This is a genomic window from Ralstonia sp. AU12-08 (genome assembly GCF_000442475.1).
Classification (GTDB): Bacteria; Pseudomonadota; Gammaproteobacteria; order Burkholderiales; family Burkholderiaceae; genus Ralstonia; species Ralstonia insidiosa.
Window position 1 is genome coordinate 15,601 of sequence record NZ_ASZV01000052.1, and the last position, 25,437, is coordinate 41,037.

30 protein-coding genes are annotated in these 25,437 nt (G+C 64.3%); 5 read left to right on the top strand and 25 right to left on the bottom strand.

What is annotated here, in order from left to right; all coding sequences use genetic code 11:
* Nucleotides 1-219 precede the first annotated feature (219 nt).
* Nucleotides 220-1,362, bottom strand: coding sequence for an ABC transporter substrate-binding protein (locus C404_RS56410; protein ID WP_021197509.1), 1,143 nt, complete (start codon nt 1,360-1,362; stop codon nt 220-222).
* Nucleotides 1,363-1,469: 107 nt separating this feature from the next.
* Here C404_RS56410 and C404_RS56415 point away from each other — a divergent pair, with 107 nt between their 5' ends.
* The 5 genes from C404_RS56415 (at nt 1,470) to C404_RS56435 (ending at nt 7,903) form a co-directional block, all read left to right on the top strand.
* The gene (locus tag C404_RS56415; RefSeq protein WP_021197510.1) at nt 1,470-2,174 is read left to right on the top strand and encodes a response regulator; all 705 of its coding nucleotides are present in this window, start codon (nt 1,470-1,472) and stop codon (nt 2,172-2,174) included.
* Complete coding sequence (locus tag C404_RS56420) at nt 2,171-3,703, top strand: sensor histidine kinase (protein ID WP_021197511.1); 1,533 nt, start codon at nt 2,171-2,173, stop codon at nt 3,701-3,703. The genes C404_RS56415 and C404_RS56420 overlap by 4 nt, the downstream gene beginning before the upstream one ends.
* Before the next feature lie 124 nt (nt 3,704-3,827).
* Nucleotides 3,828-4,934: an ABC transporter substrate-binding protein gene (locus C404_RS56425; RefSeq protein ID WP_021197512.1), complete on the top strand. Its 1,107-nt coding sequence runs from the start codon at nt 3,828-3,830 to the stop codon at nt 4,932-4,934.
* 88 nt (nt 4,935-5,022) lie between these two features.
* Complete coding sequence (locus tag C404_RS56430) at nt 5,023-6,834, top strand: ABC transporter permease (protein WP_021197513.1); 1,812 nt, start codon at nt 5,023-5,025, stop codon at nt 6,832-6,834.
* Complete coding sequence (locus tag C404_RS56435; RefSeq protein WP_021197514.1) at nt 6,827-7,903, top strand: ABC transporter ATP-binding protein; 1,077 nt, start codon at nt 6,827-6,829, stop codon at nt 7,901-7,903. The genes C404_RS56430 and C404_RS56435 overlap by 8 nt, the downstream gene beginning before the upstream one ends.
* Before the next feature lie 70 nt (nt 7,904-7,973).
* Here C404_RS56435 and tatC read toward each other — a convergent pair whose 3' ends face one another.
* From tatC to C404_RS56555, 24 genes are all read right to left on the bottom strand, one after another.
* Nucleotides 7,974-8,774, bottom strand: a complete 801-nt coding sequence (tatC, locus tag C404_RS56440; protein ID WP_021197515.1) for a twin-arginine translocase subunit TatC — start codon at nt 8,772-8,774, stop codon at nt 7,974-7,976.
* Nucleotides 8,775-8,826: 52 nt separating this feature from the next.
* The gene (tatB, locus tag C404_RS56445) at nt 8,827-9,345 is read right to left on the bottom strand and encodes a Sec-independent protein translocase protein TatB (RefSeq protein WP_021197516.1); all 519 of its coding nucleotides are present in this window, start codon (nt 9,343-9,345) and stop codon (nt 8,827-8,829) included.
* A gap of 20 nt (nt 9,346-9,365) precedes the next feature.
* A complete protein-coding gene (gene tatA, locus C404_RS56450; protein WP_021197517.1) occupies nt 9,366-9,617 on the bottom strand; it encodes a Sec-independent protein translocase subunit TatA in 252 nt (83 codons plus the stop codon).
* 74 nt (nt 9,618-9,691) lie between these two features.
* Nucleotides 9,692-10,066, bottom strand: coding sequence for a DUF4870 family protein (locus C404_RS56455; RefSeq protein ID WP_031330198.1), 375 nt, complete (start codon nt 10,064-10,066; stop codon nt 9,692-9,694).
* Nucleotides 10,067-10,095: 29 nt separating this feature from the next.
* Nucleotides 10,096-10,470 (bottom strand): phosphoribosyl-ATP diphosphatase, encoded by a 375-nt coding sequence (locus C404_RS56460; RefSeq protein WP_021197519.1) that lies wholly within the window; start codon nt 10,468-10,470, stop codon nt 10,096-10,098.
* The gene (gene hisI, locus C404_RS56465) at nt 10,463-10,885 is read right to left on the bottom strand and encodes a phosphoribosyl-AMP cyclohydrolase (protein ID WP_021197520.1); all 423 of its coding nucleotides are present in this window, start codon (nt 10,883-10,885) and stop codon (nt 10,463-10,465) included. The genes C404_RS56460 and hisI overlap by 8 nt, the downstream gene beginning before the upstream one ends.
* Nucleotides 10,882-11,658 (bottom strand): imidazole glycerol phosphate synthase subunit HisF, encoded by a 777-nt coding sequence (gene hisF / locus C404_RS56470; protein WP_021197521.1) that lies wholly within the window; start codon nt 11,656-11,658, stop codon nt 10,882-10,884. The genes hisI and hisF overlap by 4 nt, the downstream gene beginning before the upstream one ends.
* 36 nt (nt 11,659-11,694) lie before the next feature.
* A complete protein-coding gene (gene hisA / locus C404_RS56475) occupies nt 11,695-12,438 on the bottom strand; it encodes a 1-(5-phosphoribosyl)-5-[(5-phosphoribosylamino)methylideneamino]imidazole-4-carboxamide isomerase (protein WP_004634607.1) in 744 nt (247 codons plus the stop codon).
* Between the two features lie 66 nt (nt 12,439-12,504).
* The gene (gene hisH / locus C404_RS56480; protein ID WP_021197522.1) at nt 12,505-13,158 is read right to left on the bottom strand and encodes an imidazole glycerol phosphate synthase subunit HisH; all 654 of its coding nucleotides are present in this window, start codon (nt 13,156-13,158) and stop codon (nt 12,505-12,507) included.
* Nucleotides 13,155-13,778: a MarC family protein gene (locus C404_RS56485; RefSeq protein ID WP_021197523.1), complete on the bottom strand. Its 624-nt coding sequence runs from the start codon at nt 13,776-13,778 to the stop codon at nt 13,155-13,157. The genes hisH and C404_RS56485 overlap by 4 nt, the downstream gene beginning before the upstream one ends.
* Nucleotides 13,779-13,833: 55 nt before the next feature.
* Nucleotides 13,834-14,424 carry an imidazoleglycerol-phosphate dehydratase HisB gene (hisB, locus tag C404_RS56490; protein ID WP_021197524.1) on the bottom strand — a complete coding sequence of 197 codons (591 nt, stop codon included), beginning with the start codon at nt 14,422-14,424 and terminating at the stop codon, nt 13,834-13,836.
* Nucleotides 14,421-15,545 (bottom strand): histidinol-phosphate transaminase, encoded by a 1,125-nt coding sequence (gene hisC, locus C404_RS56495; protein WP_021197525.1) that lies wholly within the window; start codon nt 15,543-15,545, stop codon nt 14,421-14,423. Before hisC ends, hisB begins: the two co-directional genes overlap by 4 nt.
* 23 nt (nt 15,546-15,568) lie before the next feature.
* Entirely contained in the window at nt 15,569-16,897 is a 1,329-nt protein-coding gene (gene hisD / locus C404_RS56500; protein WP_021197526.1) for a histidinol dehydrogenase, read from the bottom strand.
* Complete coding sequence (gene hisG / locus C404_RS56505) at nt 16,894-17,583, bottom strand: ATP phosphoribosyltransferase (RefSeq protein WP_021197527.1); 690 nt, start codon at nt 17,581-17,583, stop codon at nt 16,894-16,896. Before hisG ends, hisD begins: the two co-directional genes overlap by 4 nt.
* 7 nt (nt 17,584-17,590) lie before the next feature.
* Nucleotides 17,591-18,856 carry a UDP-N-acetylglucosamine 1-carboxyvinyltransferase gene (gene murA, locus C404_RS56510; protein ID WP_021197528.1) on the bottom strand — a complete coding sequence of 422 codons (1,266 nt, stop codon included), beginning with the start codon at nt 18,854-18,856 and terminating at the stop codon, nt 17,591-17,593.
* Nucleotides 18,857-18,966: 110 nt separating this feature from the next.
* On the bottom strand, nt 18,967-19,203 hold the full coding sequence (locus C404_RS56515) for a BolA family protein (protein ID WP_021197529.1): 237 nt from the start codon (nt 19,201-19,203) through the stop codon (nt 18,967-18,969).
* 58 nt (nt 19,204-19,261) lie between these two features.
* Nucleotides 19,262-20,050: an ABC transporter permease gene (locus C404_RS56520; RefSeq protein WP_021197530.1), complete on the bottom strand. Its 789-nt coding sequence runs from the start codon at nt 20,048-20,050 to the stop codon at nt 19,262-19,264.
* Complete coding sequence (locus tag C404_RS56525; protein WP_021197531.1) at nt 20,047-21,003, bottom strand: ABC transporter ATP-binding protein; 957 nt, start codon at nt 21,001-21,003, stop codon at nt 20,047-20,049. Before C404_RS56525 ends, C404_RS56520 begins: the two co-directional genes overlap by 4 nt.
* 253 nt (nt 21,004-21,256) lie before the next feature.
* A complete protein-coding gene (locus tag C404_RS56530; protein ID WP_021197532.1) occupies nt 21,257-21,568 on the bottom strand; it encodes an STAS domain-containing protein in 312 nt (103 codons plus the stop codon).
* 64 nt (nt 21,569-21,632) lie between these two features.
* The gene (locus tag C404_RS56535; RefSeq protein ID WP_021197533.1) at nt 21,633-22,268 is read right to left on the bottom strand and encodes an MlaC/ttg2D family ABC transporter substrate-binding protein; all 636 of its coding nucleotides are present in this window, start codon (nt 22,266-22,268) and stop codon (nt 21,633-21,635) included.
* A gap of 153 nt (nt 22,269-22,421) precedes the next feature.
* Nucleotides 22,422-23,237, bottom strand: a complete 816-nt coding sequence (locus C404_RS56540) for an MlaA family lipoprotein (RefSeq protein ID WP_031330201.1) — start codon at nt 23,235-23,237, stop codon at nt 22,422-22,424.
* 3 nt (nt 23,238-23,240) lie between these two features.
* Complete coding sequence (gene mlaD / locus C404_RS56545; RefSeq protein ID WP_021197535.1) at nt 23,241-23,762, bottom strand: outer membrane lipid asymmetry maintenance protein MlaD; 522 nt, start codon at nt 23,760-23,762, stop codon at nt 23,241-23,243.
* A 28-nt stretch (nt 23,763-23,790) separates the two neighbouring features.
* A complete protein-coding gene (mlaE, locus tag C404_RS56550; protein WP_021197536.1) occupies nt 23,791-24,558 on the bottom strand; it encodes a lipid asymmetry maintenance ABC transporter permease subunit MlaE in 768 nt (255 codons plus the stop codon).
* On the bottom strand, nt 24,555-25,388 hold the full coding sequence (locus tag C404_RS56555; protein ID WP_021197537.1) for an ABC transporter ATP-binding protein: 834 nt from the start codon (nt 25,386-25,388) through the stop codon (nt 24,555-24,557). The genes mlaE and C404_RS56555 overlap by 4 nt, the downstream gene beginning before the upstream one ends.
* Between the last annotated feature and the right edge of the window lie 49 nt (nt 25,389-25,437).

The window sequence follows — 25,437 nt, forward strand, 5'->3', positions numbered from 1 at the left end:
GGCTCTGGAGCACGATTTGCGGCCAAGTTGTTGCTCATGGGCAACACGCGGGAGCCCCCCTCGGACAGGGGCCGAGACGGGCTTTTGGCGCGATGGCGCGGGGGTTGGCGGCCAATTGTCGGGGGCTGGCGGCGTGCCATTTTTGTCACCCGGGTGCCGACAGAAATTGTCGCCTTCTCACCACGCTCACCCAAAAAGAGTCCCTTAGATCTCTTTCACTCAGCGACCGAGCGCGGCGCGCCATCTTTTCAGGAAATCGGCACGGCGCAGCTGATCTTGATGGGCGAGTAAACCCGGGCCAACCGGAATGGGCCGATGCGTATTGCCCAGTTCGGCAAGCAGGCGCTTGGCGGTCAACCCGGTCTCGACGTCCTGACGCAGCGAGAAAAGGAATGCGCGGTCGGCCATCACACTCTGGCCGTCACGCGAGAGCATGAAATCGAGCCACAGGCGCGCGGCGTTCGGCCGGGAAGCGCGGCGAGCAATGAAGGCGACGCGGGTGGCGACCAGCGTGTAGTCGGCCGGCATCTTGATGGCGAGCGCGGGATTTCGATCGGCGTAGCGCGCGGCGTACGAGCCGATCACGTCGTAGGCGAGCAGGCTTTCGCCGGAGGCGACGCGCTCGAGCATGGCGGCCGTGGTGATGTACAGGTTGACGTTGACGCCACCCAATGCCTTGGCAACATCCCAGAACACCGGCGATGTGCGCGCATCTTCCGCCGCAAACAGGAAGGCGGAGCCCGAGTGCTCAATATCGTACGCGGCGACACGCCCGCGCAGCAGATCGCGATGGCTGTTGAGGATGCGGGCAAAATCGGCGTGCGTGGACGGCACCAAGCCGGCAGACAACTGGCGCGCGTTGTAGACGAAGACGACGGGTTCGTAGCTCGTGCCATAGGCCTCGTTCTTCCAGATGGCCCACGACGGCAGGTAGGGTCGCTCGGGTGATGCATACGACAGCGCGTGGCCATCGTTGACGAGCTTGAACTGCTCGGGCATCGCCGAGCTCCACACGACGTCGGCGCCGGGCGACTTGGAGGCAAGTTCCGCGAGGAAGCGTCGGTAGATGTCGTCGCTGTTCTGCTCGCGGTAGTCGACGGTAATGCCGGGGTAGCGCGCCTCGAATGCGCGGATGAGCGGGTGGGCGGCAGCAAAGTCCGTCGTCGAGTAGACCGTGACGCGGCCTTCGCGTCGGGCGGCGTCGATCATCGCGCCGTAGTCGCGCGGGTAGTACGACGGCAGTTCGGGCGCGGAGCCCGCCAGCCATTGCGCATGACCCTCAAGCGAAACGGCCCCCCCCGCGGCCAACAGCGCGGTGGCCTGGCACAGCCAGCGGCGACGGGAATTTGGGATGGACGACATGCAGGTCAGTCCGCATCCATGAGTTGGTGTGATTTAACGGTGTAATCGAGATGCGGGCGCACGCATTATCATGAAAAAGCACACAGAACGATATTGAGAGACACCCGATGCGGATCTTGCTGGTGGAGGATGAGGACGAATTGGCGGCATGGCTGGCACGCGCGCTGGCGCAAAGCGGCTTCGTGATCGAGCGCGCAGCCGATGGCGTGATTGCGGAAGCCTTCCTCGGCTCCGGAGAATTTGACGCGGTGGTGCTGGACCTGCGCCTGCCGCGCAAGGACGGCTTTGCCGTACTGGCCGACATGCGCGCGCGGGATGACCGCACGCCGGTGTTGATCCTCACAGCGCAGGGTGCGCTGGATGAACGCGTGCGCGGCCTGAACGCGGGTGCGGATGACTTTCTCACCAAACCGTTCGCGCTGGCCGAGCTGGAAGCACGGCTGATGGCGCTGATCCGCCGCAGCCGCGGCCGCGCCTTCCCGCGCCTGCGTTGCGGGCCGCTGGAGTTCGACACGGGGCGCAAGGCGTTCCTGCTGTCAGGCGAGCCGCTATCGCTCACGCCGCGCGAGCACGCTGCGCTGTCGGCGCTGCTGCACAAGACCGGCCAGCCGATCGCCAAGGTGCATCTGTTTGACAAGGTGTTCAACCTCGACAGCGATTCGAGCCCCGACGCGGTGGAGGTCGTCGTGCACCGCCTGCGCAAGAAGCTGGCCGGCACGGGCGTGCAGATCGTCACCGTGCGGGGGCTGGGCTACATGCTCGAAGCCGGCGCGAGCCACGCCAGCACCGTCGGCGACAACACCGCCTCATGACGCAACGGCTTGCCCTGCTGCCGCGCAGTCTGAAACTCACGCTGCTGTGGCTGCTGCTGCCCGGGTTGATCGGCGTGCTGGCGATCGACATCGTGAGCGCGTACCAGGCGCTGCGCAGCGCCACCGACCGCGCGTACGACCGTGCCCTGCTCGGCTCGGTGCGCGCCATCGAGAACGGCGTGACGATCGAGCGCGGCCAGGTGCAGGTCAACGTGCCGTATGTTGCCTTGTCGATGTTCGAGTCGACCGCGCAGAGCAGCGTCTACTACCGCGTCGCCTTCGAGCCGGCACCGGGCAAAGCCCCCGAGGCCGCGCTCACCGGGTATGACGACCTGCCGCTGCCCACCACGCGCCTGGAGAACGACACCGAGTTTTTCTACGACGCGCTGTATCACGGTGAGCCGGTGCGTGTGGTGGCCGTTGCCAAGCCGCTGTATCAGCCGGGGCTGCCGGCACGCATCGTGATCCAGGTGGCCGAAACCATCGAGACACGGCGTGTGCTGCAGCAGGCCGTCTGGCGCGGCACCCTGCTGCGCGATGCGGCGCTGGTGGTAGTGAGCGCGGCGCTGCTGTGGCTGGGCGTGACCGTGGCGCTGCGCCCGCTGAACCGTCTTGCGCGCAGCATCGCAGTCCGCGCTTCTGACGACTTGCGGCCGCTCGATGCCGCGGACGTCCCCGCCGAGGTGCGCCCGCTGGTGCAAGCGATCAACCACCACATCCAGCGCTACGCAGAACTGGCGGAGGCACAGAGCCAGTTCCTCGCCGATGCATCGCATCAGATGCGCACGCCGCTGGCCGTGCTGCTCACGCAGGCCGAATACGCGCTGCGCGAAACTGACCCGGCGCGCGTGCGAGAAAGCCTGACAGCCATCATCGCGCGGTTGCAGTCGACTAATCGGCTGACCTCGCAGTTGCTCGCGCTCGCCCGCGCGCGCCACGCGGGGCAGGATGCACCGGCCGAGACGTTCGACCTGGGCGAGCTAGCACGCGACGTGGTGGTCGATGCCTTGCCGCTGGCGCGCGAGAAACAGCAGGACCTGGGTTGGGACGATGCTGGCCTTGCAGCAACCCTGTCCGTCACGGGCTACCCTGCCTTCCTGCGTGAAGCGCTGTCCAACTTGGTACACAACGCGATCCGCTACACCCCCGCCGGTGGACGCATCACCGTGCGGGCAATTGCCGACGGCGACACCGCGCTCGTCTGCGTGGATGACACCGGCCCCGGCATGAGCGCCGACGAGCGCGCGCACGCGTTTCAGCGATTCCGCCGTGCGCATGAAGGCGGCGGTCGTGCGGCGAAGTTGAAAAATGCGCCCAAAAGCGCGCCGAAGGATGCGCGCTATGCCGCAGAGGGCTCAGGCCTAGGATTGGCGATCGCGCGAGCGTATGCGGCGCGCAGCGGCGGGCAAATCGAACTGGCCGATGGCGAGCCGAACGGGCATGGCGGCGTGGGCCTGTCTGCGCGGATTCGCGTGCCGCTCACAACATCAGCGGCGCTTCCTGAGCATGTTGCAACGCAGCAGCTTTAATGAAAGCGTGACGAAAGCGCGCGACTTCTATACTGCGCCGCACCTGGGGCCATCCGTCCGAGCTACACGCACATCGCCATAAGTAGCCAGCCCCACGACACCTAAGCAAACAGGAGACAAACCCATGCTTCGTGGCCGCTTTGTGCCCGCGCACGCCGCTCTCGCTTCGATTGCAGCTGCCGCTCTGACCCTCAGCACCGCTGCACTCGCGCAAGTCCCGGCCGGCTATCCCGCCAGCTACGCCGACACCATCGCCGCCGCCAAGAAGGAAGGCAAAGTCGTGGTCTACGCCACGACTGATACCAAGGCGGCCGACCCGCTGATCAAGGACTTCGAGTCGCTCTACCCCGGCGTGAAGGTCGAATACAACGACATGAACAGCAGCGAGCTGTACAACCGCTTCATCAGCGAGCAGGCCGCCGGCGGCGCCTCGGCTGACATGATGTGGAACTCGTCGATGGACTCGCAGCTCAAGCTCGCGCAGACCTACGCGCTGAAGTACGACTCGCCCGAAGTGCCGCACCTGCCGACGTGGGCCGTCTACAAGGGCCTGGCCTACGGCACCACGTACGAGCCGGCTGTGTTTCTGTACAACAAGCGCCTGATCAAGGACAGCGAAGTCCCGCAAACGCACGCCGACCTCGCCAAGCTGGTTGGCAGCCAGGGCGAGCGTTTCAAGAACAAGGTCACGACGTACGACATCGAGAAGTCCGCCGTGGGCTTCATGATGGCCGCGCAGGACAACCTGGATTCGCCGCAGTACTTCGACTTCATCAAGGCGGTCGGTCCGAACCTCGTGCTGCAGTCGTCCACCGGCACGATGATGGAACGCGTGGCCTCGGGCGAAAACCTGGTGGCGTACAACATCCTCGGCTCGTACGCGATTGCGCGCGCGAAGAAGGACCCGTCGATCGGCATCGTCTATCCGAAGGACTACACGCTGGTGGTTTCGCGCGTGGCGATGATTGCCAAGAAGGCGAAGAACCCGAACGCCGCCAAGCTGTGGCTGGACTACATCCTGTCCAAACGCGGCCAGGACATCCTCGCCAACAAGTCGGATCTGCACTCGCTGCGTGACGACGTGACGGGCGAAGCGACTGCCGCCGGCCTGAAGAAGATGCTCGGCAACACGATCAAGCCGATTCCGGTGGACGAATCGATCCTGACATTCCTGGAACCGAAGAAGCGCCTGGACTTCATCAAGCAATGGCGCACTGCCGCCGGTCGTTGATCTGCTGACCCGCGAAATCACGACTCCCCTCATCTGACCGACCTGCTGGCGCCATCCGACTCTGGCGCCAGCCCATCTTGGAGGCACCATGCGTTCTCTAGCGCAAGACCGTGCCGCCGCTTCGGAAGTCTCCCTCAAGCGCTCGCCCTGGACGCGTGTGGGACAGGCTTTGCCGCGCGGCGTGGTCATCCTGCTTACCGCGCTGGCGATTTTCACGCCGCTGGCGCTGATCTTCTACCAGAGCTTCCTGTCCGCGCCGTTCTTCATGCCCGACGCGCTGGCGGGGCTCGATGCGTATCGCTTCATCTTTACGGATTCGGATTTCTGGCACGCCTTTGAGAAGTCGGCTGCGCTGGCATTTGGCCTGGCCGCGATCTCGGTGCCGCTGGGCGGCATCCTGGCGTTCCTGATGGTGCGTTCGGACCTGCCCGGCCGCCGCGTCCTCGAGCCGCTGCTGATGATCCCGGTGTTTGTCTCGCCGATGGTGCTGGCGTTCGGCTACGTGGTCTCGGCTGGCCCCGTGGGCTTCTACACGGTGTGGTTCAAGCACCTATTTGGTGGTGCGCCGTGGAACGTGTATTCGTTCACCAGCATCATCATCATCGCCGGCCTGACGCACGTGCCGCACGTGTACTTGTATGTCTCGTCGGCGCTGCGCAGCCTCGGCTCGGACGTGGAAGAAGCCGCGCGTATCGCGGGTGCATCGCCGCTGTCGGTGGCGCTCAACGTGAGCCTGCCGATGGTGCGCCCCGCCCTGCTGTATGCAGCCGTGCTGGTAACGTTCCTGGGCTTCGAGGTGTTCGGCCTGGTGCTCGTGTTGGGCGATCCGGAAGGCCACCTCGTGCTGGCCACGTACCTGTACAAGCTGACCAACAAGCTCGGCACGCCGGCCTATCACCTGATGGCTGCCGTGGCGGTCTGTCTGGTGATGGTGACCTTCCCGCTGGTGCTGCTGCAGCGCTACATGCTGAAGTCGGCCAACCGCTTTGTCACCGTCAAGGGCAAGGTCACGCGCAGCCGCCCGCTGCCGCTGGGCAAGTGGCGCTGGCCCGCGTGGGCAATCGTGGTGTTCTGGTTCTTCGTGACGGTGGTGGTGCCGCTCTCGGGTATCGCACTGCGCGCCTTCGTGTCGAACTGGGGTGAAGGTGTGTCACTGGTGGAAGCGTTCTCGACCACGGCGTTCCAGCAGATCTTCGAGCAGCCGCAGTTCCTGCGCGCAATGGTCAACACGGTGCTGATCGGCGTGATCGGCGGCGCGATCGCCGTGGCTTGCTACACCTGCATCGGCCTGGCCATGCACCGCAAGCCGGACGGCTGGACGCGCTTCCTCGACTACAGCGTGCTGGTGCCCCGCGCCATTCCAGGGCTGCTGGCCGGTCTGGCATTCCTGTGGGTGTTCCTGTTCGTGCCGAACTGGATCGAGACCGGCCTGACCGACAGCGGCCTGCCGGGTGCCAACTGGATCATCGAGCACGTCGTGCCGAGCCTGCGCGACCTGCGTAGCACGATCTTCAGTGTGTGGATCGCCTATACGGTGGTGTGGATGGCCTACGGCTTGCGCCTGATCTCAGCGGCACTGCTGCAGGTCGGCCCTGAGCTGGAAGAGGCGGCGCGCTCGGTGGGCGCCACCCGAGCCCGTACCACGCGCGATGTGACCGTGCCGCTCACGCGCTACGGCCTGCTCGGCGCCTGGCTGCTGATCTTCCTGATTTTCGAGCGCGAGTACTCGACCGGTGTGTACCTGCTCTCGCCGGGTACCGAGACGATCGGCTCGATGCTGGTTTCCCTGTGGGCAGGCGGCGCCATCGATATCGTCGCCGCGCTGTCCTTCGTCAATATCGTGCTGGTGGCCGTGGGCCTCGGCATCGCACTGCGTTTCGGGGTAAAGCTCCATGATTGAACTCACTGTCAACGACCTGCACCTGCAATACGGCAACAACCCGGTGCTCAAGGGTGTCTCGATGCAGTTGCAGAAGGGCGAGGTCGTCTCGCTGCTGGGTCCGTCCGGTTCGGGCAAGACCACGCTGCTGCGCGCCGTCGCCGGCCTCGAACAGGCCAGCCAAGGCACCGTCCAGATCGGCGATCGCGTCATGTTCGACGGCGCCAAGAAGCTCGACGTGCCGGCCGAAGGGCGCAACCTGGGCCTGGTGTTCCAGTCGTACGCGCTGTGGCCGCACAAGACCGTGGCCGAGAACGTCGCCTACCCGCTCAAGCTGCGCAAGACGCCATCCGCGCAGATCAAGGAACGCGTGCAGGCCGTGCTGCAGCAACTGGGCCTCGGCCATCTGGGCGAGCGCTTCCCGAGCCAGCTCTCCGGCGGCCAGCAGCAGCGCGTGGCGATTGCCCGTGCGCTGGTCTACAACCCGCCTGTGATCCTGCTCGACGAGCCGCTCTCCAACCTCGACGCCAAGCTGCGTGAAGAAGCCCGCGCCTTCCTGCGCGAGCTGATCGTGCGCCTGGGCCTGTCTGCGTTGATGGTCACCCACGACCAAAGCGAAGCGATGGCCATGTCCGATCGCATCCTGCTGCTCAACAACGGTGTGATCGAGCAGCAAGGCACGCCCGAAGAGATGTACGGCGCGCCGCAAACCCTCTTCACTGCCGAATTCATGGGCAGCAACAACCGTGTCAACGGCAAGATCGCCGAAGTGCGTGATGGCATGGCCCGTCTGGTGGACGAGGCAGGCGGTTGGTCGCTGTGGGGTGTGGCGCGCGGGGATCTGAAGCCCGGCGCATCAGCGCACGGGGTGATCCGCCTGGAACAAGTGCGCGTAGGTGTGGATAACGCCGACAACACCATCCGCTTGCCGCTGGCGACGCGCATGTATCTGGGCGACCGCTGGGAATGCCTGTTCCGCGCAACGGGCGATGCTGGCACGGGTCTGCGCGCCTACGCCAGCAGCGCGCCAAGCGAGGGCCAATATGCGCTGACGTTCCCGCGCGAGCAGTTCTGGCTGTACGCCGCGTAAGCAGGCATCGCAGAAACGAAAAAGGCAGCCGAGGCTGCCTTTTTCTTTGGGCGATTGTTGAATCGGCCCGTCAGTCCTTCACCACCGGCAAGTGCTCCGGGTCCTCTTCCGGCGCCACCGTTTTCCGCAGAAAGACCGCTGCCAGAATCAGCCCCAGCTCATACAGCAGCCACAGCGGCACGGCTAGCAGCAGTTGCGACATCACATCGGGCGGCGTCACAACCGCCGCAATCACGAACGCGCCCACCACCACGTACGGGCGTGCTTGACGCAGTTTGTCCAGGCTGACGATGCCAAAGCGCACCAGCACCATCACCACCACCGGTACCTCGAAGGTGATGCCGAAGGCCAGGAACGTGGTCATCGCAAAGCTGAGGTACTTGTCGATATCGGTCGACATTTCCGCACCCAATGGCGCGTTGTAGTGCGCCATGACCTTGAACACGGTCGGGAAGACGAGGAAGTACGCAAACGCCACGCCGCACAGGAACAGGATGTAGGTGCTGACCACCAGCGGCATGATCATGCGCTTCTCGTGCGAGTACAGCCCCGGCGCCACGAAACGCCAGATCTGGTACAGCACCCACGGCAGCGCGATCAGAAAGGCCGCCAGCAGCGTCACCTTCATCGGCACGAAGAACGAGCCGGTGACGTCGGTCACGATCATGTGGCCGTTCTTGGGGAGTGCCTGAATCAGCGGCCGCGAGAACAGGTTGAAGATGTCCGGTGCCCAGTAGACGAGGCCCAGGAAGATCAGCAGCACACCCGCACCGGCCTTGACGATGCGCTCGCGCAACTCGACCAGGTGCGAGATGAAGGTTTCCTGCGCGCCGTCCTCGGGCGATTGCGGATCGAGCGGAGCAGCACTCATGTCGGCTGGAGGGGGATGCGGTCAGAGCACCCGGCGGTGGGTGCTCGGAGAATCATTCGAAGAAGGAACGCCCACGCGACTGCGCGGCAACGATAGGCGGACGGTGGCGCTTGACGCGCGCGGCGCCCGATTGCGCCCACATGCGCACGCCCTGCTTCTGGCGATACCACTTGGGCATCGACAGCTGCTTGTTGCGCCAGCTGTTGCGGCCATTGCGCGACTTGCCCGGCGCCGGGCGCCAGTCAGGGGCGGAGGTGGCGGTCTCGCGCAACGCCGGATCGCCGAGCGCCTCGTTCAGGCGTTCGTTGATTTCCGACGTGTGCTTGCTGACCTCCTGGTGGATGGTCTGCTCGACATTGCGCGCGGCCTGCTCGAAATCGGTGCGCATCTTGCGCAGCTCTTCGAGCTCGATCTCCCGGCTCACCTCGGCCTTCACATCGGCGATGTAACGCTGCGCGCGACCGAGCAACGCACCGGCCGTGCGCGCCACTTTGGGCAGGCGCTCCGGCCCGATGACGACAAGCGCCACCATGCCAATCAGCGCCAGCTTGGAAATGCCGAGATCGATCATCAGTCAGCGAGCGACAGTGCTCAGCCTTGCTTGGACTTTTCGCGCGCCTCGACGTCGATCGTCGTCGAGTCGTGCAGTTCGCGCGGCGGCTGGCCAGCGGTCTGTTGCGGGGCAGCCGGCTTGTCGTCCGCGGCGCCTTCCTTCATGCCGTCCTTGAAGCCCTTCACGGCACCACCGAGGTCTGAACCGATGTTACGCAGCTTCTTCGTGCCGAACACCATCATGACGATCACCAGCACGATCAGCCAGTGCCAAATGCTAAAGGAACCCATGTCCTACTCCCACGTAAATATGACTGCGACTGGCGCCATGACTGCCGCAACGGTGGCGGCGCCATTGATAGATTTTACTGATTGGCGTACATCGGCTTGCTGTCGTTGAGGTACAGCCAGCCCTTCACAATACGATACAGCATCCAGATGCCCAGAACCCACAGCACCGCAAAGCCGATAAAGGCCAGCGGAATGAGCATCACGCCGATCGCAGCCCATAGTACGCACCACCAGAACGAACGGATCTGCCAACGAAAGTGCGACTCGTACAGCGTGCCGCGCACATCGTCGCGCTTAACATACCCGACGATGATGGCAATCAATGCAGTGATGCCGCCGGTCAGCCAAAAAATGGCGTAGAGCGCATACAGGATATGCGTCAGCCGCCGCAGCCCGGCCAGACGTTCTTCGTCTGTCGTCACTGTCACCGCTGATCCGTAGTTGTCCACGCTGCCTCCCTGCGACGATGCGTCACCGATCAGTCACCTGCAGCGTCGCGAGCCTGCGACTTGCGCAACGCCTTCTCTTCCAACCCCGAGAGTCCTTCGCGGCGTGCCAGTTCGTTAACCACATCATCCGGCGTGAGGTCGAACTGCGACAATAGCACCATGGTGTGGAACCACAGGTCGGCCACTTCGTAGACCACCTTGCTGCGTGCCTCGTCGGTCATGCCGGCGGCGCGGGCGTCCTTGGCGGCCATGACCGTCTCGGTGGCCTCTTCCCCGATCTTCTTGAGGATGGCGTCATCGCCCTTGTTGAACAGGCGCGCGATGTAGCTCTTGTCCGGGTCACCGCCATTGGCGAGCTTGCGGGATTCAAGCACCTCGCCCAGACGGCGCAGAGTGTCACTCATGGTTGTGGCCGGGCTTGCCGGCATAGATGTCGTCGGGGTCTTTGAGCACGGGTTCAACGGTGAGCCAGTCACCGTCTTCCGCACTGCCTTCGAACTTCTGAAAGAAGCACGCGTGGCGGCCAGTGTGGCAGGCAATGCCGCCAACTTGGGTGACGCGGAGCAAGACCACGTCTTCGTCGCAGTCCAGGCGGATCTCGTGCACCTTCTGGATGTGGCCGGACTCCTCGCCCTTGTGCCACAGGCGCTTGCGCGAACGCGACCAGAACACGGCCTCGCCGGTCTCCACGGTCTTCTGCAGCGCCTCGCGGTTCATGAAGGCGAACATCAGCACGTCGTTGCTGCCCTGCTCCTGCACGATCACAGGCACGAGGCCGTTGTCGTCCCAGTGGACCTTATTCAGCCACTTCTTACTCATAGTCCGATCCGTACTGGAATGCCTTTTTCAGCCATGAATTGCTTGGCCTGGCCGACGGTGTATTCACCGTAGTGGAAGATGCTGGCGGCCAGCACCGCATCGGCGTGACCTTGCTGGATGCCGTCTGCCAGATGCTGCAGGTTACCGACGCCGCCGGAGGCGATCACAGGCACTGGCACGGCATCAGACACCGCACGCGTGAGTTCAAGGTCGAAGCCAGCCTTGGTGCCGTCGCGGTCCATGCTGGTGAGCAGGATCTCGCCCGCACCGCGCTGTGCCATCTCGCGCGCCCACGCCACGGCGTCCAGGCCCGTGCCCTTGCGGCCACCGTGCGTGAAGACCTCCCAGCGCGGGGCTTCGCCCTCAGCCGACACCTTCTTGGCGTCGATGGCCACGACGATGCACTGCGCGCCATGGCGCGCGCTGGCGTCGGACACGAGCTGCGGGTTCGACACGGCGGACGAGTTCATGCTGATCTTGTCCGCACCGGCATTGAGCAGCCGGCGCACGTCTTCCAGCGCGCGCACGCCACCGCCGACGGTCAACGGAATGAAGACCTGCGACGCCACCGCCTCGATGATGTTCAGCATCAGGTCGCGTCCATCGGACGTGGCGGTGATGTCGAGGAAGGTGATTTCGTCGGCGCCCTGCTCGTCGTAGCGACGGGCGATTTCAACGGGGTCGCCCGCGTCGCGCAACTCGACGAAGTTGACGCCCTTGACCACCCGGCCGTTGGTCACGTCCAGGCAGGGGATGATTCGTTTGGCTAGCATGATGAGTCGGGTGCCGAGGCACCCGTTGAGCGCAGCTTAGGCTGCGCCGAGTTTGTCCGCGAGAGCTTGCGCTTCCTTGAAGTTCAGGTCGCCCGAATAGATGGCGCGGCCGCAGATCACGCCTTCCACGCCATGCTCTTCGACCGCGCAGAGGTGGTCGATGTCCTTCAGGTTCGACAAGCCGCCGCTGGCGATGACCGGAATCTTCACCGACTGTGCCAGCTTGACGGTGGCATCGATGTTGATGCCCTGCAGCATGCCGTCGCGGCCGATGTCGGTGTAGATGATGCCCTCGACGCCGTAGTCCTCGTACTTCTTGGCGAGGTCCACGACTTCGTGGCCCGAGAGCTTGCTCCAGCCGTCAGTCGCCACCTTGCCGTCCTTGGCATCGAGCCCGACGATGATGTGGCCGCCAAATGCCGTGCATGCGTCCCGCAGAAAGCCCGGGTCCTTGACCGCCGCCGTACCGATGATCACGTACGACAGGCCGTCGTCGAGCCAGCGCTCGATGGTGCCCAGATCGCGGATGCCGCCGCCGAGTTGCACGGGAATCTCGTCACCCACCTCAGCGAGGATGGCCTTGACGGCCGCCTCGTTACGCGGCTTGCCCGCGAAAGCGCCATTCAGGTCGACGAGGTGCAAGCGGCGTGCGCCCTGCTCGACCCAATGCCGCGCCATGGCAGCGGGGTCTTCCGAGAACACGGTGGCTTGATCCATATCGCCTTGTTTGAGGCGCACACATTGACCGTCCTTCAGGTCGATGGCCGGGATGAGCAACATAAGCGTGACGACAAAGTTGAGGGGGTAAAGGGGAAAACAGGGTTGCTTGTGACGGTGACGCCAGATTCAGGGGTTCCAGTGCACGAAGTTGCGGTAAATCTGCAAACCGGCCTGCGCACTTTTTTCCGGGTGAAACTGTGTGGCAAAAATATTATCCCGGGCGATGGCACAGGTAAACAGCACCCCGTACTCGGTCTCCCCGACCGATTCTTCAGCCCGCGCGGGTCGTGCATAGTAGCTGTGCACGAAATAAAAGTAGCTGTCGTCCGGCACGCCGGCCCACAGCGCGTGGGGGCGACTCTGACGCACGCGGTTCCAGCCCATCTGGGGCACTTTGTACCGCGAACCGTCCGGTTGCAACTGGCCGTCCAGATCAAAACGAATCACTTCGCCGCCGATCAGGCCCAACCCTTGGGTGTACTCCTGGCCCGGACGCGCCTCGGTGCTGCGCTCGAGCAGCATTTGCTCCCCCACGCACACACCGAGCATCGGCTTGGTGCGAGACGCCTCGAGCACGGCTTCGCGCAAGCCCGATTGGTCAAAAGCAGCCATGCAGTCGGGCATGGCGCCCTGCCCCGGCAGCACCACGCGGTCGGCCGCGCGAATCTCGTCGGCTTGCGCACTGATGCGCACATCGGCTTCCGGAGCCACCGTACGCAGGGCCTGCGCTACCGAGCGCAGGTTGCCCATGCCGTAATCGACAATTGCAATCGTAGTCATGATTTGAGAACAGGCAACAGGGTTTTCAGCCCGTCGACAATGAATTCCACGGCCAGCGCCGCCAGGATCAAACCCATCAACCGCGTACCGACGTTGATACCGGTGCGACCGATGACCCGGGCGATGGGCTCGGCGGCACGGAGCACGATCCATACCACCAGCGCGATCGCCACGCCCACGCCAGCCAGCAAAAACAACTCCCACCAGTGGCGGGTCTTGCCCGCATAGACGATCACCGTGCTGATCGAGCCAGGGCCCGTCAGCAGGGGAATCGCCAGCGGCACGACCGCAATGCTGGCCTTGGCACCGGCCTCATCCTCTTCTTCGGGCGTGGCCTTGGTGCGGCTGGTCTGCGCGTTCAGCATGTTCAGCGCGATCATGATCATGATGATCCCGCCGCCCACCTGCAGCGAGCCGACCGAAAACCCGAAAAAGCCGATGATCTGCTCGCCCAGCAACGCGGACAGGCCAATCACGATCGCCACCGAAATCGATGCGACCTTGATGGTGCGGCGCTTTTCCGCATCCGTCTGACTTTCGGTCAGGCTGATGAAGAACGGGATCGCCCCGATCGGGTTGATCAGCGCGAGCAGCGAGAAAAAGCTCTTGGTCAGATCCATGGGACCGGTGGCCGTTTTTGGAGTCGGGTAGGCGCGGCCAGGCCGACGCGTAGGATCAGAGCGTGCCCTTGGTCGACGGAATGGTGCCGGCAGCGCGCGGGTCCAGTTCAACGGCCATGCGCAGCGCGCGGCCAAAGGCCTTGAACACGGTTTCGATCTGGTGATGCGCGTTGATGCCGCGCAGGTTGTCGATATGCAGCGTCACGCCGGCATGGTTGACGAACCCACGGAAGAATTCGATGGACAGGTCCACGTCAAAGCTGCCGACGCGCGCCCGCGTGAACGGCACGTGGAACTCCAGGCCCGGACGGCCGGAGAAGTCGATCACCACGCGCGACAGGGCTTCGTCCAGCGGCACGTAGCTGTGGCCGTAGCGCACGATGCCCTTCTTATCACCAACTGCTTTGGCGACGGCTTGGCCGAGCGTGATGCCGACGTCTTCCACGGTGTGGTGATCGTCGATATGGGTGTCGCCGGTGGCCGTGACTTCTAGGTCGACCATGCCGTGACGGGCGATCTGGTCGAGCATGTGGTCGAGGAACGGGACGCCGGTGTTCAGCGTCTGCTTGCCCGTGCCGTCCAAATCAAGGGCGACGCGGATCTGCGTTTCAGAGGTGTTGCGAGTAACCTCGGCACGGCGGCTCATGGGGCTTCCTGCATCGATGCGGCAAAGGCATCGAGAAATTGCGCGTTTTCTTCGGGATTGCTGACCGTCACGCGCAGACAGTTGGCCAGCAACGGGTGCATTTTACTGACGTTTTTGATAAGAACCCGCCGTTTTAGCAGGCGATCGAACATTCCCGCTGCATCGGGTACGCGCAATAGGATGAAGTTGGCGGCACTCGGGAAGACTTCAACACCCGGCAGCGCCGCCAGCGCGTCAATCAGCTTGGTGCGCTCGGCGCGCAGAGTCGCTGCCTGGGCATCCAGTACATCCACGTGATCGAGCACGAACTGGGCGGTGGCCTCGGTCAGCACATTGATGTTGTACGGCGGGCGCACCTTGTCCAGCTCGGCGATCCACTTGGGGTGGCCGGCCACGTAGCCCAGGCGGATACCGGCCAGGCCCAGCTTGGAGACAGTGCGCATCACGAGCAGGTGGTCGAACTCCGGCAGGCGCGGCATCCAGCTGTGCTGCGCGAACGGCTGGTAGGCCTCGTCGACCACCACCAGGCTCTGGCACACCGGCCCGCGTGCGGCGCGGACGATGGCATCCATGTCGGCGGCATCGAACAGGTTGCCGGTCGGGTTGTTCGGATAGGCCAGGTAGATGACGGCGGGCTGGTGCTCGGCCATGGCGGCCAGCATCGCTTCGCGGTCGAGCGTGAGGTCCGCCTTGAGCGGCACGCCAACGAACTTCAGTCCCAGCAACTGCGATGACATCGCGTACATCACGAAGCCCGGCACGGGCGCCATGACCGTCGCACCCGACTTGGATGCGGCAATGGCGATCAGGCTGATGATCTCGTCCGAGCCATTGCCCAGCAGCACTTCGGCGCCGGCCGGCACGTGCATCACGCGTTTGAGCTGCGCCTTGAGCGCGTCGGCGGTTGGCACCGGGTAGCGGTTAAGTGCGACATCGGCCAGGCGCTTGCCCAGCGCATCGCGCAGCATCGCCGGGAGCGGGTACGGGTTCTCCATCGCGTCCAGCTTGACCATGCCGGTGGCGTCGGGCACGTGGTACGCGCCCATGGCACGCACGTCGTCGCGCACGATGCGAGCGAGCAGGTCATCAAGAGAGGGCTGGACTGGCGCGGAGACGTTCATGCTTGTGGGATGCGGAGTCGTGTTTATTCAGAGGCGGTGCGTTGCAGGCGGTATTCAGCGCTGCGTGCATGCGCCTGCAGACCTTCGCCGTAGGCCAGCTCGGCGGCAATCTCGCCCAGCATCTGCGCGCCGGCTTCGCTCACCTCGATCAGGCTCGAGCGCTTGATGAAGTCGTATACGCCCAGCGGCGACGAGAAACGCGCCGTGCGCGAGGTCGGCAGCACGTGGTTCGGGCCTGCGCAGTAGTCGCCCAGCGATTCGCTGGTGTACTTGCCGAGGAAGATCGCGCCGGCATGGCGGATGCGCTCGGCCCACTGACGCGGGTTCTCGGCGGAAATCTCCAGGTGCTCGGGGGCGATGTCGTTGGCGATCTCGCACGCCTCTTCCATGTCGCGTACCTTGACCAGCGCGCCACGGCCCGATAGCGATTCGGCGATTACGCTCCGGCGCGGCATCTCTTCAAGCTGGCGGTTGATGCTGGCCTCCACCTGCGCGATGAACTCGGCGTTCGGGCACAGCAGAATCGATTGGGCCAGCTCGTCGTGCTCGGCTTGCGAGAACAGGTCCATCGCCACCCAGTCCGGGTCGGTCGTGCCATCGCAGATCACGAGGATTTCCGACGGACCGGCAATCATGTCGATGCCGACCGTGCCGAACACGCGGCGCTTGGCAGCGGCCACATACGCATTGCCCGGGCCAACGATCTTGTCGACCGGCGGGACGGTCTCGGTGCCATAGGCCAGCGCACCCACAGCCTGCGCGCCGCCGATGGTGAACACGCGGTCCACCCCGGCGATGCAGGCCGCAGCCAGCACCAGCTCGTTGCGCACGCCACCCGGCGTGGGCACGACCATGATGATTTCCTTGACGCCGGCCACGCGTGCCGGAATCGCGTTCATCAGCACCGACGACGGATACGCCGCCTTGCCGCCAGGCACGTAAATGCCGACGCGATCGAGCGGCGTGACCTTCTGGCCGAGCACCGTGCCGTCGGCTTCTGCGTATTCCCAGCTGTGCGTGCCGCACTCGATCTTCTGCTTTTCGTGGTAGGCACGCACGCGGGCGGCGGCCGCTTCCAGCGCGGCGCGGCGCTTGGGCTCCAGGCCATCCAGCGCGGCTTGCAGCGTGGCGGGCGACAGCTCCAGCGCGGCCACGCTGTCGGCTTCGATGCGGTCGAAGCGGCGCGTGGCTTCCAGCACGGCGGCGTCGCCACGCGCTTTCACGTCGGCCAGGATCTGCGCGGCGGCGCGGTCGATGGCTTCGTCTTCACTCGCCTCGAAAGCAAGCACCTGGCGCAGTTGCGCCGCGAATCCGGCGTCGGCCGAATCCAGCTTACGGATACTCAAGCTCATGCGGTTTCCCCAACAAGCGCGTCCTTGGCGGAGGCGCGCTCAAAAGCGTCGAGGATCGGCGCCAAGCGCTCGCGCTTCAACTTCAGCGCAGCCTGGTTGACGACCAGTCGGGACGAGATCTGCACGATCTCCTCCACCTCGACGAGGTTGTTCGCGCGCAGCGTGCCGCCGGTGCTGACCAGATCGACGATGGCGTCAGCTAGGCCCACCAGCGGGCCCAGTTCCATCGAGCCGTACAGCTTAATCAGGTCGACGTGCACACCCTTCTTGGCGAAGTGCTCGCGCGCGGTGTTCAGATACTTCGTCGCCACCGACAGGCGCGCGCCCTGGCGCACCGCGTTGGCGTAATCGAAGCCCTTGGGCACCGCGACCGACATGCGGCAGCGGGCGATGTTCAGGTCGATGGGCGCATACAGGCCCGCCATGCCGTGCTCCATCAGCACGTCGCGACCGGCCACGCCAAAGTCCGCCGCGCCGTATTGCACATAAGTCGGCACGTCGGAAGCACGCACGATGATCACGCGCAGCGCCGGATCCGACGTCGGCAGGATCAGCTTGCGCGAGGTTTCCGGGTCTTCCGTCACCTCGATGCCGGCGGCCTTCAGGAGCGGCAGCGTCTCTTCAAAGATGCGCCCTTTGGACAGCGCCAGCGTGAGCTGATCGGGAGCGGACTGGATTGCGTTCATGGCTGACTTAACCTTGGATGCGGCGGATCTTCGCGCCGACAGCGGAGAGCTTGTCTTCGATGCGGTCATAGCCGCGGTCGAGGTGATAGATGCGATCGACCAGCGTCTCACCCTGCGCAATCAGGCCGGCAATGACGAGGCTGGCCGAAGCACGCAGGTCCGTCGCCATGACAGTCGCGCCCGACAGTTGCTCAACGCCCGTCACCACGGCCGTCTTGCCGTCGATGACGATGTTGGCGCCCAGGCGGTTGAGTTCCTGCACGTGCATGAAGCGGTTTTCGAAGATCGTTTCCGTCACCGTGGCAGAGCCCTCGGCAACGGCGTTGAGCATCATGAACTGCGCCTGCATGTCGGTCGGGAAGGCCGGGTATTCGGACGTGCGGAAGCTCACGGCCTTCGGGCGACCCGTCATCTGCACGCGGATCCAGTCGTCGCCCGTGGTGAGCGTCACGCCAGCTTCGCGCAGCTTATCGAGCACGGCATCCAGGATGCCCGGTGGCACGCCGCGCAGCGTCACGTCGCCGCCGGCTGCAGCCACTGCGCACAGGAACGTACCGGCTTCAATGCGATCGGCAATCACCGTGTGCTCGGCGCCGTGCAGCGCTTCCACGCCCTGAATCACCAGACGGTCGGTACCGATGCCCTCGATGCGCGCGCCCATCTTCACGAGCAGGTTGGCGAGGTCGGTCACTTCCGGCTCGCGTGCGGCGTTTTCCAGCACGGTTTCGCCGTCAGCCAGTGCGGCGGCCATCAGCAGGTTTTCGGTGCCCGTCACCGTCACCATATCGGTGACGATGCGTGCGCCGTGCAGGCGCTTGGCGCCATCGGCGAGCTTCGCTTCGATGTAGCCGTGCTCGATGACAATCTCGGCGCCCATCAGCTGCAGGCCCTTGATGTGTTGATCGACCGGACGCGCGCCGATGCCACAGCCGCCCGGCAGCGACACACGTGCGTGGCCGAAGCGCGCGAGCAGCGGGCCCAGCACCAGGATCGACGCGCGCATGGTTTTCACCAGGTCATACGGCGCTTCCGGCGAGTGGATGTTCGCGGCGTCCAGCGTGAGGTTGTGGCCATCCAACGCACCTTCCACGCCCATCTGACGCAGCAGCTTGAGCATCGTGCGCACATCCTGCAGGTTGGGCACGTTGTTCAGCGCCAGCGCCTCGGGCGTCAGCAGCGCGGCACACATGATGGGCAGCGCGGCGTTCTTGGCGCCAGACACGCGGATTTCGCCCGACAGCGGGCCGTTGCCTTCAATCAGCAGTTTGTCCATGAGCGAGACGTCTCGTCGATCACGTTGGGTGGGGCGCTCAGCGAGAGCCAGGTCGGAATCGGATTCAGCGGAAACTTCAGCGGTAACAACAGCGGGATCAAGCTCGGCCATCAGGATTGCCACTCCGCCGGGGTGAGCGTCTTCATGGACAGCGCGTGGATCTCCGCGCGCATGCGATCACCCAGTGCGGCATAGACGAGCTGGTGACGCTGGATCAACCGCTTGCCTTCAAACTGCGCGCTGACGATGGTGGCAAAAAAATGCTGGCCGTCGCCCTCGACTTCGAGGTGCTGGCACGGCAGGCCGGTTTCGATGTACTGCTTGACTTGTTCGGGTGTGGGCAACATGGCCGTCCCTCTCCTGCAAAACGTTAGGGTGGTGCGTCTTGGTTGTTTTATTGACGCATCAATGGCGCAGCTTGTAGCCCGTGCGCAGCATCTGCAGGGCAATCCCCCCCACCACGACCAGCGCGATCAGCATCACGCCGAGGCTCGTCGCCACCGGCACATCGGACACGCCGAAGAAGCCGTAGCGGAAGCCGTCGATCATGTAGAAGAACGGGTTGGCGTGGGACACTGCCTGCCAGAACGGCGGCAGTGAATGGATCGAATAGAACACGCCCGCCAGGAAGGTGGCCGGCACGATCAGAAAGTTTTGGAACGCGGCGAGTTGGTCGAACTTCTCCGCCCAGATACCCGCGATCAACCCCAGCGTACCGAGCACGGCGGCGCCCAGCACGGCAAAAACGATAATCCACAGCGGCTGTGCGAAGTGCAGATGTGCGAACAAGGTCGTCACGATTAGCACGCCCGTCCCCACTGCCAGACCGCGGATGACGGAGGCGCATACGTAGGCACCGAACATCTCCCAGTGCGACAGCGGCGGCAGCATGATGAACACCAAGTTGCCGGTGATCTTCGACTGAATGAGCGACGACGAGCTGTTGGCAAACGCGTTCTGCAGCACGCTCATCATCACGAGACCGGGCACCAGGAAAGCGGTGTAGCTGAGTTGATCGAACACCTTCACGCGGTCTTCCAGCACGTGGCCGAAGATCAGCAGGTACAACAGCGCGGTCAGCACCGGCGCAGCCACGGTCTGGAAGCTCACCTTCCAGAAGCGCAGCACCTCCTTGTACAGCAGCGTACGGAAACCGACCCAGCGGCCCGGCAGGCTCTCGGGAATGGCGCTCATGCTGCAGGCTCCAGTGCGGTCTCGGGTGTTTGCGGTACGGCGGGAATGCCGCCTTCGCGGCGCATGATCTGCACGAACACGTCTTCCAGGTCAGCCTTGGCGATTTCCATGTCGTCGATCTCGCACCCGGCCTGACGGCAGGTCGAGAGAATCTGCTCGACCTCGCCGTAGCCCGACAGACGCAGGCGCACACTGCGCTCGCCGTGGTTGCCGGGTTGACGCAGACCTTCGAGCGACGCGGGCAACGTGCCGTTCGCGAAGCTCAGCACCAGTTGCAGCCCGGCAAATTGCGACAGCAGGTTGGCCGTGCGATCGAGCGCCACCACCTCGCCAAACTTGAGCATGGCGATGCGGTCGCACAGGGATTCAGCTTCTTCCAGGTAGTGCGTGGTCAGCACGACAGTGTGGCCCTCGCGGTTCAGGCGCGAAATGAATTTCCACAGCGTCTGGCGCAATTCGACGTCCACACCGGCGGTCGGCTCATCCAGCACGATCACCGGCGGGCGGTGTACCAACGCCTGCGCGACCAGCACGCGGCGCTTCATGCCGCCCGACAGCGCGCGCATGTTGGCATCGGCCTTGTTGGTCAGGTCCAGGTTGGCCATGACCTCGTCGATCCAATCGTCATTGTTGGTCAGGCCGAAATAGCCCGACTGTAGGCGCAGCGTTTCGCGCACCGTGAAGAACGGATCGAACACCAGTTCCTGCGGCACCACGCCTAGCTTGCGGCGCGCCGTGCGGTAGTCGGACACGACATCGTGACCGAGCACACGCACGCTACCGGAATCGGCACGATTCAGGCCCGCGAGAATGGAGATCAGCGTGGTCTTGCCCGCGCCGTTGGGGCCCAGCAGGCCAAAAAACTCGCCCTGCTCGACAGACAGGCTCACGCCCTTGAGCGCTTGCAACGACTTGTAGCGCTTGCGGACGTCAGCGATTTCGATGGCTTTCATGGCCGACAAAGTGAACTACTCTGCGCATCTCGTGCCCGCTGATCCACATGATCACCGCGGCCCCGGACGCCGCACAGAACGGCGGCAGAGCGACAAACCCAGAATTATAGGGGAACTGCACCAACAGACGACGGCGCGGCTTACAGCGCGGCACCGAAGCTGCACGAAATGCCAGAAGCGGCGCGCGCGGCGCCCTGGCCGGGGCGCGGCATCGCGGTGTTGGGGAAGATACTGCCCCGCACCGGACGCCGCCTCAATGTCGTGCGTGGTGGTGTTCAGCAGACGCCGGCACGGTGGCCAGCAGAGATTCGACGCCGTAAAGCGCGGCGAGATTGGACAGCGCCTCCGGGGCGCCTGCGATATCAAAGGCGATACCGGCGGACTGCGCCGTGCGCTGCCACGACAGCAGCACCGCCAGCGCGGAAGAATCGACCTGCGACAGCCCAGCGCAATCGACACGCAGCGTGGGAGTGCCCGCCTCGCGCACCTGGCCGAGCTGCGCCTCGCCCTCGCGCAGAACGCGCGGCGCTTCGAGCTGAGTCAGCGGGCCGGACAAGGTCAACATGGTCGAGTCAGAAAAAGAAACAGCGGCCGAATTGACCGCTGCTTCGATTCTACCGGAGTCCGGCTTACTTTGCCGGGCCCTTGGCGAGCTGTGCATTGCGCTCATCCAGGAATTGCACCAGGCCAGCCACGCCGCCCTTCTTGCTGATCACGTCGGCAAACTGGTTCTTGTATGTTTCCGACAGCCACAGGCCGCTGATGTTGATGTCGTAGACCTTCCAGCCGTTGGCCGTCTTTTCCATGCGGTAGTCCAGGGCCACCGGCTCGCCGTTGTTGTTGACGGTCGAGCGCACCACCACGTCAGTGTCGGCCGGGTCAGCACGGAACGGCTTGTACGTGACGGTCTGGTTCTTCACGTTGGACAGTGCGCCAGCGTAGGTGCGGATCAGCAGCGTCTTGAAGCCGTCCTGAATCTGTTGCTGCTGCTCGGGCGATGCCTGGTTCCAGAAACGGCCCATGGCGATCTGCGTGGTGCGCTTGAAGTCAGCGCGCGGCACGATCTTCTGGTCGACCAGTTGGAAGACCTTGGCCATGTTGCCGCCGCGCAGGTCCGGGTCGCCCTTGATGGTGGTCAGCACGTCGTCCACCGCAGTCTTGACGGTGGTTTGCGCGTCAGCCTCTTGAGCGTGTACGGGGGCGGTTGCCACAGCAGCCGTCAGCGCCAGGCCAGTGAACAGGGAGCGGAGGAGTTTCTTCAACATAGCGCGTCCTTCTAGTGTGATTTATGGGTCGCTTGCAGCACGCTGGCCACAATCTTGTTGGCGATTAGAACAGACCGCCCGGTCGGGAGTTCGCCCGAAGGCGGTCAGTTTTACGCCTTGTCACCTTTGAGGCGACGCTGTTACGTGTGGCGATCAGCGGCGGAACACCGGCCAGTTGGGCGTGAAGCGGTGATACGGTGAGACGGTTGCATCGCCGGAATCGGACGACTTGTCCGACGATTTCGTTTTGTCTTGATCTTCCGGCAGGTTGCCGTCGTAGATCAGATAACGGCGGCGCTGCAGGTAGGCATCGCGCAGGAACGTGTACTTGTCGAGGGCGGCGGCATCAAGCACATTGCCAGCTGAGAGCAAGTTCGCTCGCGCATCAACCACGCGCACCGCAGCCAGCGAATACGTGATGGTGTCGTTGTGCCAATACGTCAGCGGATCCAACTGCCAGTCGACCAGGAAGCCCGCCGTGTCACGTACGGTGCTCGGCCCCAACAGCGGCCACACCACATACGGGCCAGCCGGCACACCCCACACGCCCAGCGTCTGGCCGAAGTCTTCCTTGTGCTTGGGCAGGCCGGCGTCCGACGCAATGTCGATCAAGCCGCCCAGGCCCAGCACGGTGTTGATCGCCACGCGCATCGTGTCTTCCAGCGCGGCAGTGCCCTTCAACTGCAGCAGGTTGTTGACGGCCGAGTAGACATCACCCGCATTGGAGAAGAAGTTCGACACCGCCGTGCGCGCCGGCGACGGCACCACGTCAACATACGTTTGCGCGATGGGCTTGAGCACGCCCTTGTCGAGGTCTTCGTTGATGCGGAAGACTTCGCGGTTGAACGGCTCGATCGGATCGGCCGGATTGGCGTTCGGGCCCGTGGCGCAGCCCGCCAACAGTGAGACACCAGCTGCCAGGGCCAGCGCCAAACCGCGCAATGTGTGGATGGACGTTCTTGTTTTCATGGTTTATTTGCTCCCACTGCCCTCGGCCGGCTTGGCTCCGCCAGCGCTACTGCCGTTGCTGCCGGCACCGGCATCTGCGGCCTTGCTGTACAGGAACTGGCTGATCAGGTTCTCCAGCACCACCGCCGACTGCGTCATCGTGATCTTGCTGCCGCTGGCCAGCATGGCCTCATCGCCACCCGGCTCGATGCCGATGTACTGCTCGCCCAGCAGGCCCGAGGTCAGGATCTTGGCCGAGCTGTCCTTCGGAAATTGGTAGCGCTGATCCATGTCGAGCACGACGCTGGCTTGGTAGGTCTTGTCGTCAAACAGGATCTGCGACACCCGGCCGACCACCACGCCCGCGCTCTTGACCGGCGCACGCACCTTCAGGCCACCGATGTTGTCGAAGGCAGCCTTCACCTGGTAGGTCTTGGCAAAGGAGAACGCGCTCATGTTGCCAGCCTTGAGCGCCAGGAACAGCAGCGCCACGATGCCCACCAGCACGAACAGTCCGACCCAGAAATCGAGGAGGCTCTTACGCATGATTCTTTCTCGTTGAATGTCTGACGGGTCAGCTGAACATCAGCGCCGTCAGCACAAAGTCCAGCGCCAGCACGGCCAGCGACGCGATCACCACGGTACGGGTCGTCGCGCGCGACACGCCCTCGGGCGTCGCCTTGGCCTCGTAGCCCTGATAGAGCGCGATAAAGGTCACGGCCACGCCGAACACCACACTCTTGATGACGCCGTTGACGACGTCGCTCATCACATCCACGCCAGCCTGCATCTGCGACCAGAATGCACCAGGGTCCACGCCGATCAGGCCTACACCCACAAAGTATCCGCCCAGAATACCCACCGCGCTGAAGATCGCCGCCAGCAGCGGCATGGCGATCAAACCCGCCCAGAAGCGCGGCGCCAGCACGCGGGCCAGCGGGTCGACGGCCATCATTTCCATGGCGATCAGTTGCTCGCCGGCCTTCATCAGGCCGATTTCAGCGGTGAGCGACGTACCAGCGCGGCCGGCAAACAGCAGCGCCGTCACCACCGGACCCAGCTCGCGCACCAGCGACAGCGCCACCAGCAAGCCCAGCGCCTGCTCGGAACCATAGCGATTGAGCGTGTAGTAGCCCTGCAAGCCCAGCACGAAGCCAACAAACAGCCCGGACACGGCAATGATGATGAACGAATCGTTGCCGATGAAGCGCAGTTGCTCGATCACCAGACGCGGGCGGCGCAGTACGTCGCCCGAGGCGGCGAACAGCGCGAACAGCGTACGCGTCGCATAGCCCAAGCGGCTGATCAGCCCGCGGACGAGAAAGCCGATGGAGGAAATCATCGCCCGCCTCCGTTCTTGCCCAGGCCGAAGTCCTCGGCCAGCGGCACGCCCGGATAGTGGAACGGCACGGGACCGTCCGCCTCGCCGTGCACGAATTGGCGCACGAACGGGTCCGTCGACGCCGTCAACTCGGCCGGCGTGCCCTCGGCCGCAATGCCACCGTTGGCAATGAAATAGACGTAGTCGGCGATGTGGAACGTCTCCTGCACATCGTGCGAGACGATGATGCTGGTCGCGCCCAGCGCGTCGTTCAGCTTGCGGATGAGCGAGGCGGTCAGGCCCAGGGAGATCGGGTCCAGCCCGGCGAACGGCTCGTCATAGAGGATGAGGGATGGGTCCAGCGCAATCGCGCGCGCCAGCGCCACGCGCCGCGCCATACCACCGGAAATCTGCGACGGCATCAGGTCGCGCGCACCGCGCAGGCCGACGGCGTTGAGCTTCATCAGCACGAGATCGCGGATGAGGAGTTCAGGCAGTTCAGTGTGTTCGCGCAGCGGAAATGCCACATTGTCGAACACGGACATATCGGTAAACAGCGCGCCGAATTGGAACAGCATGCCCATCTGGCGGCGGGCGGCGTACAACGCCGGTTTGTCCATGGCGCCGATGTCCTGGCCGTGCACGCGCACAGTGCCGGCTGCCGCCCCAACCTGCCCGCCGATCAGCCGCAGGATCGTTGTCTTGCCACAGCCCGAACCGCCCATGACGGCCACCACGCTGCCTTTGGGCACGCGCATGCACAGGCCGGACAAGATGCTCCGCGCGCCTGGCTGGTAGGCGAAATCGACCTGGTCAAGCTCGACGACGGCGTTGGTAGGCTGGGTGGACACGGTGGAGTTCGGTGCTGAGGGCTCGGCTCGTTTGCGGTCGATTTGCGGC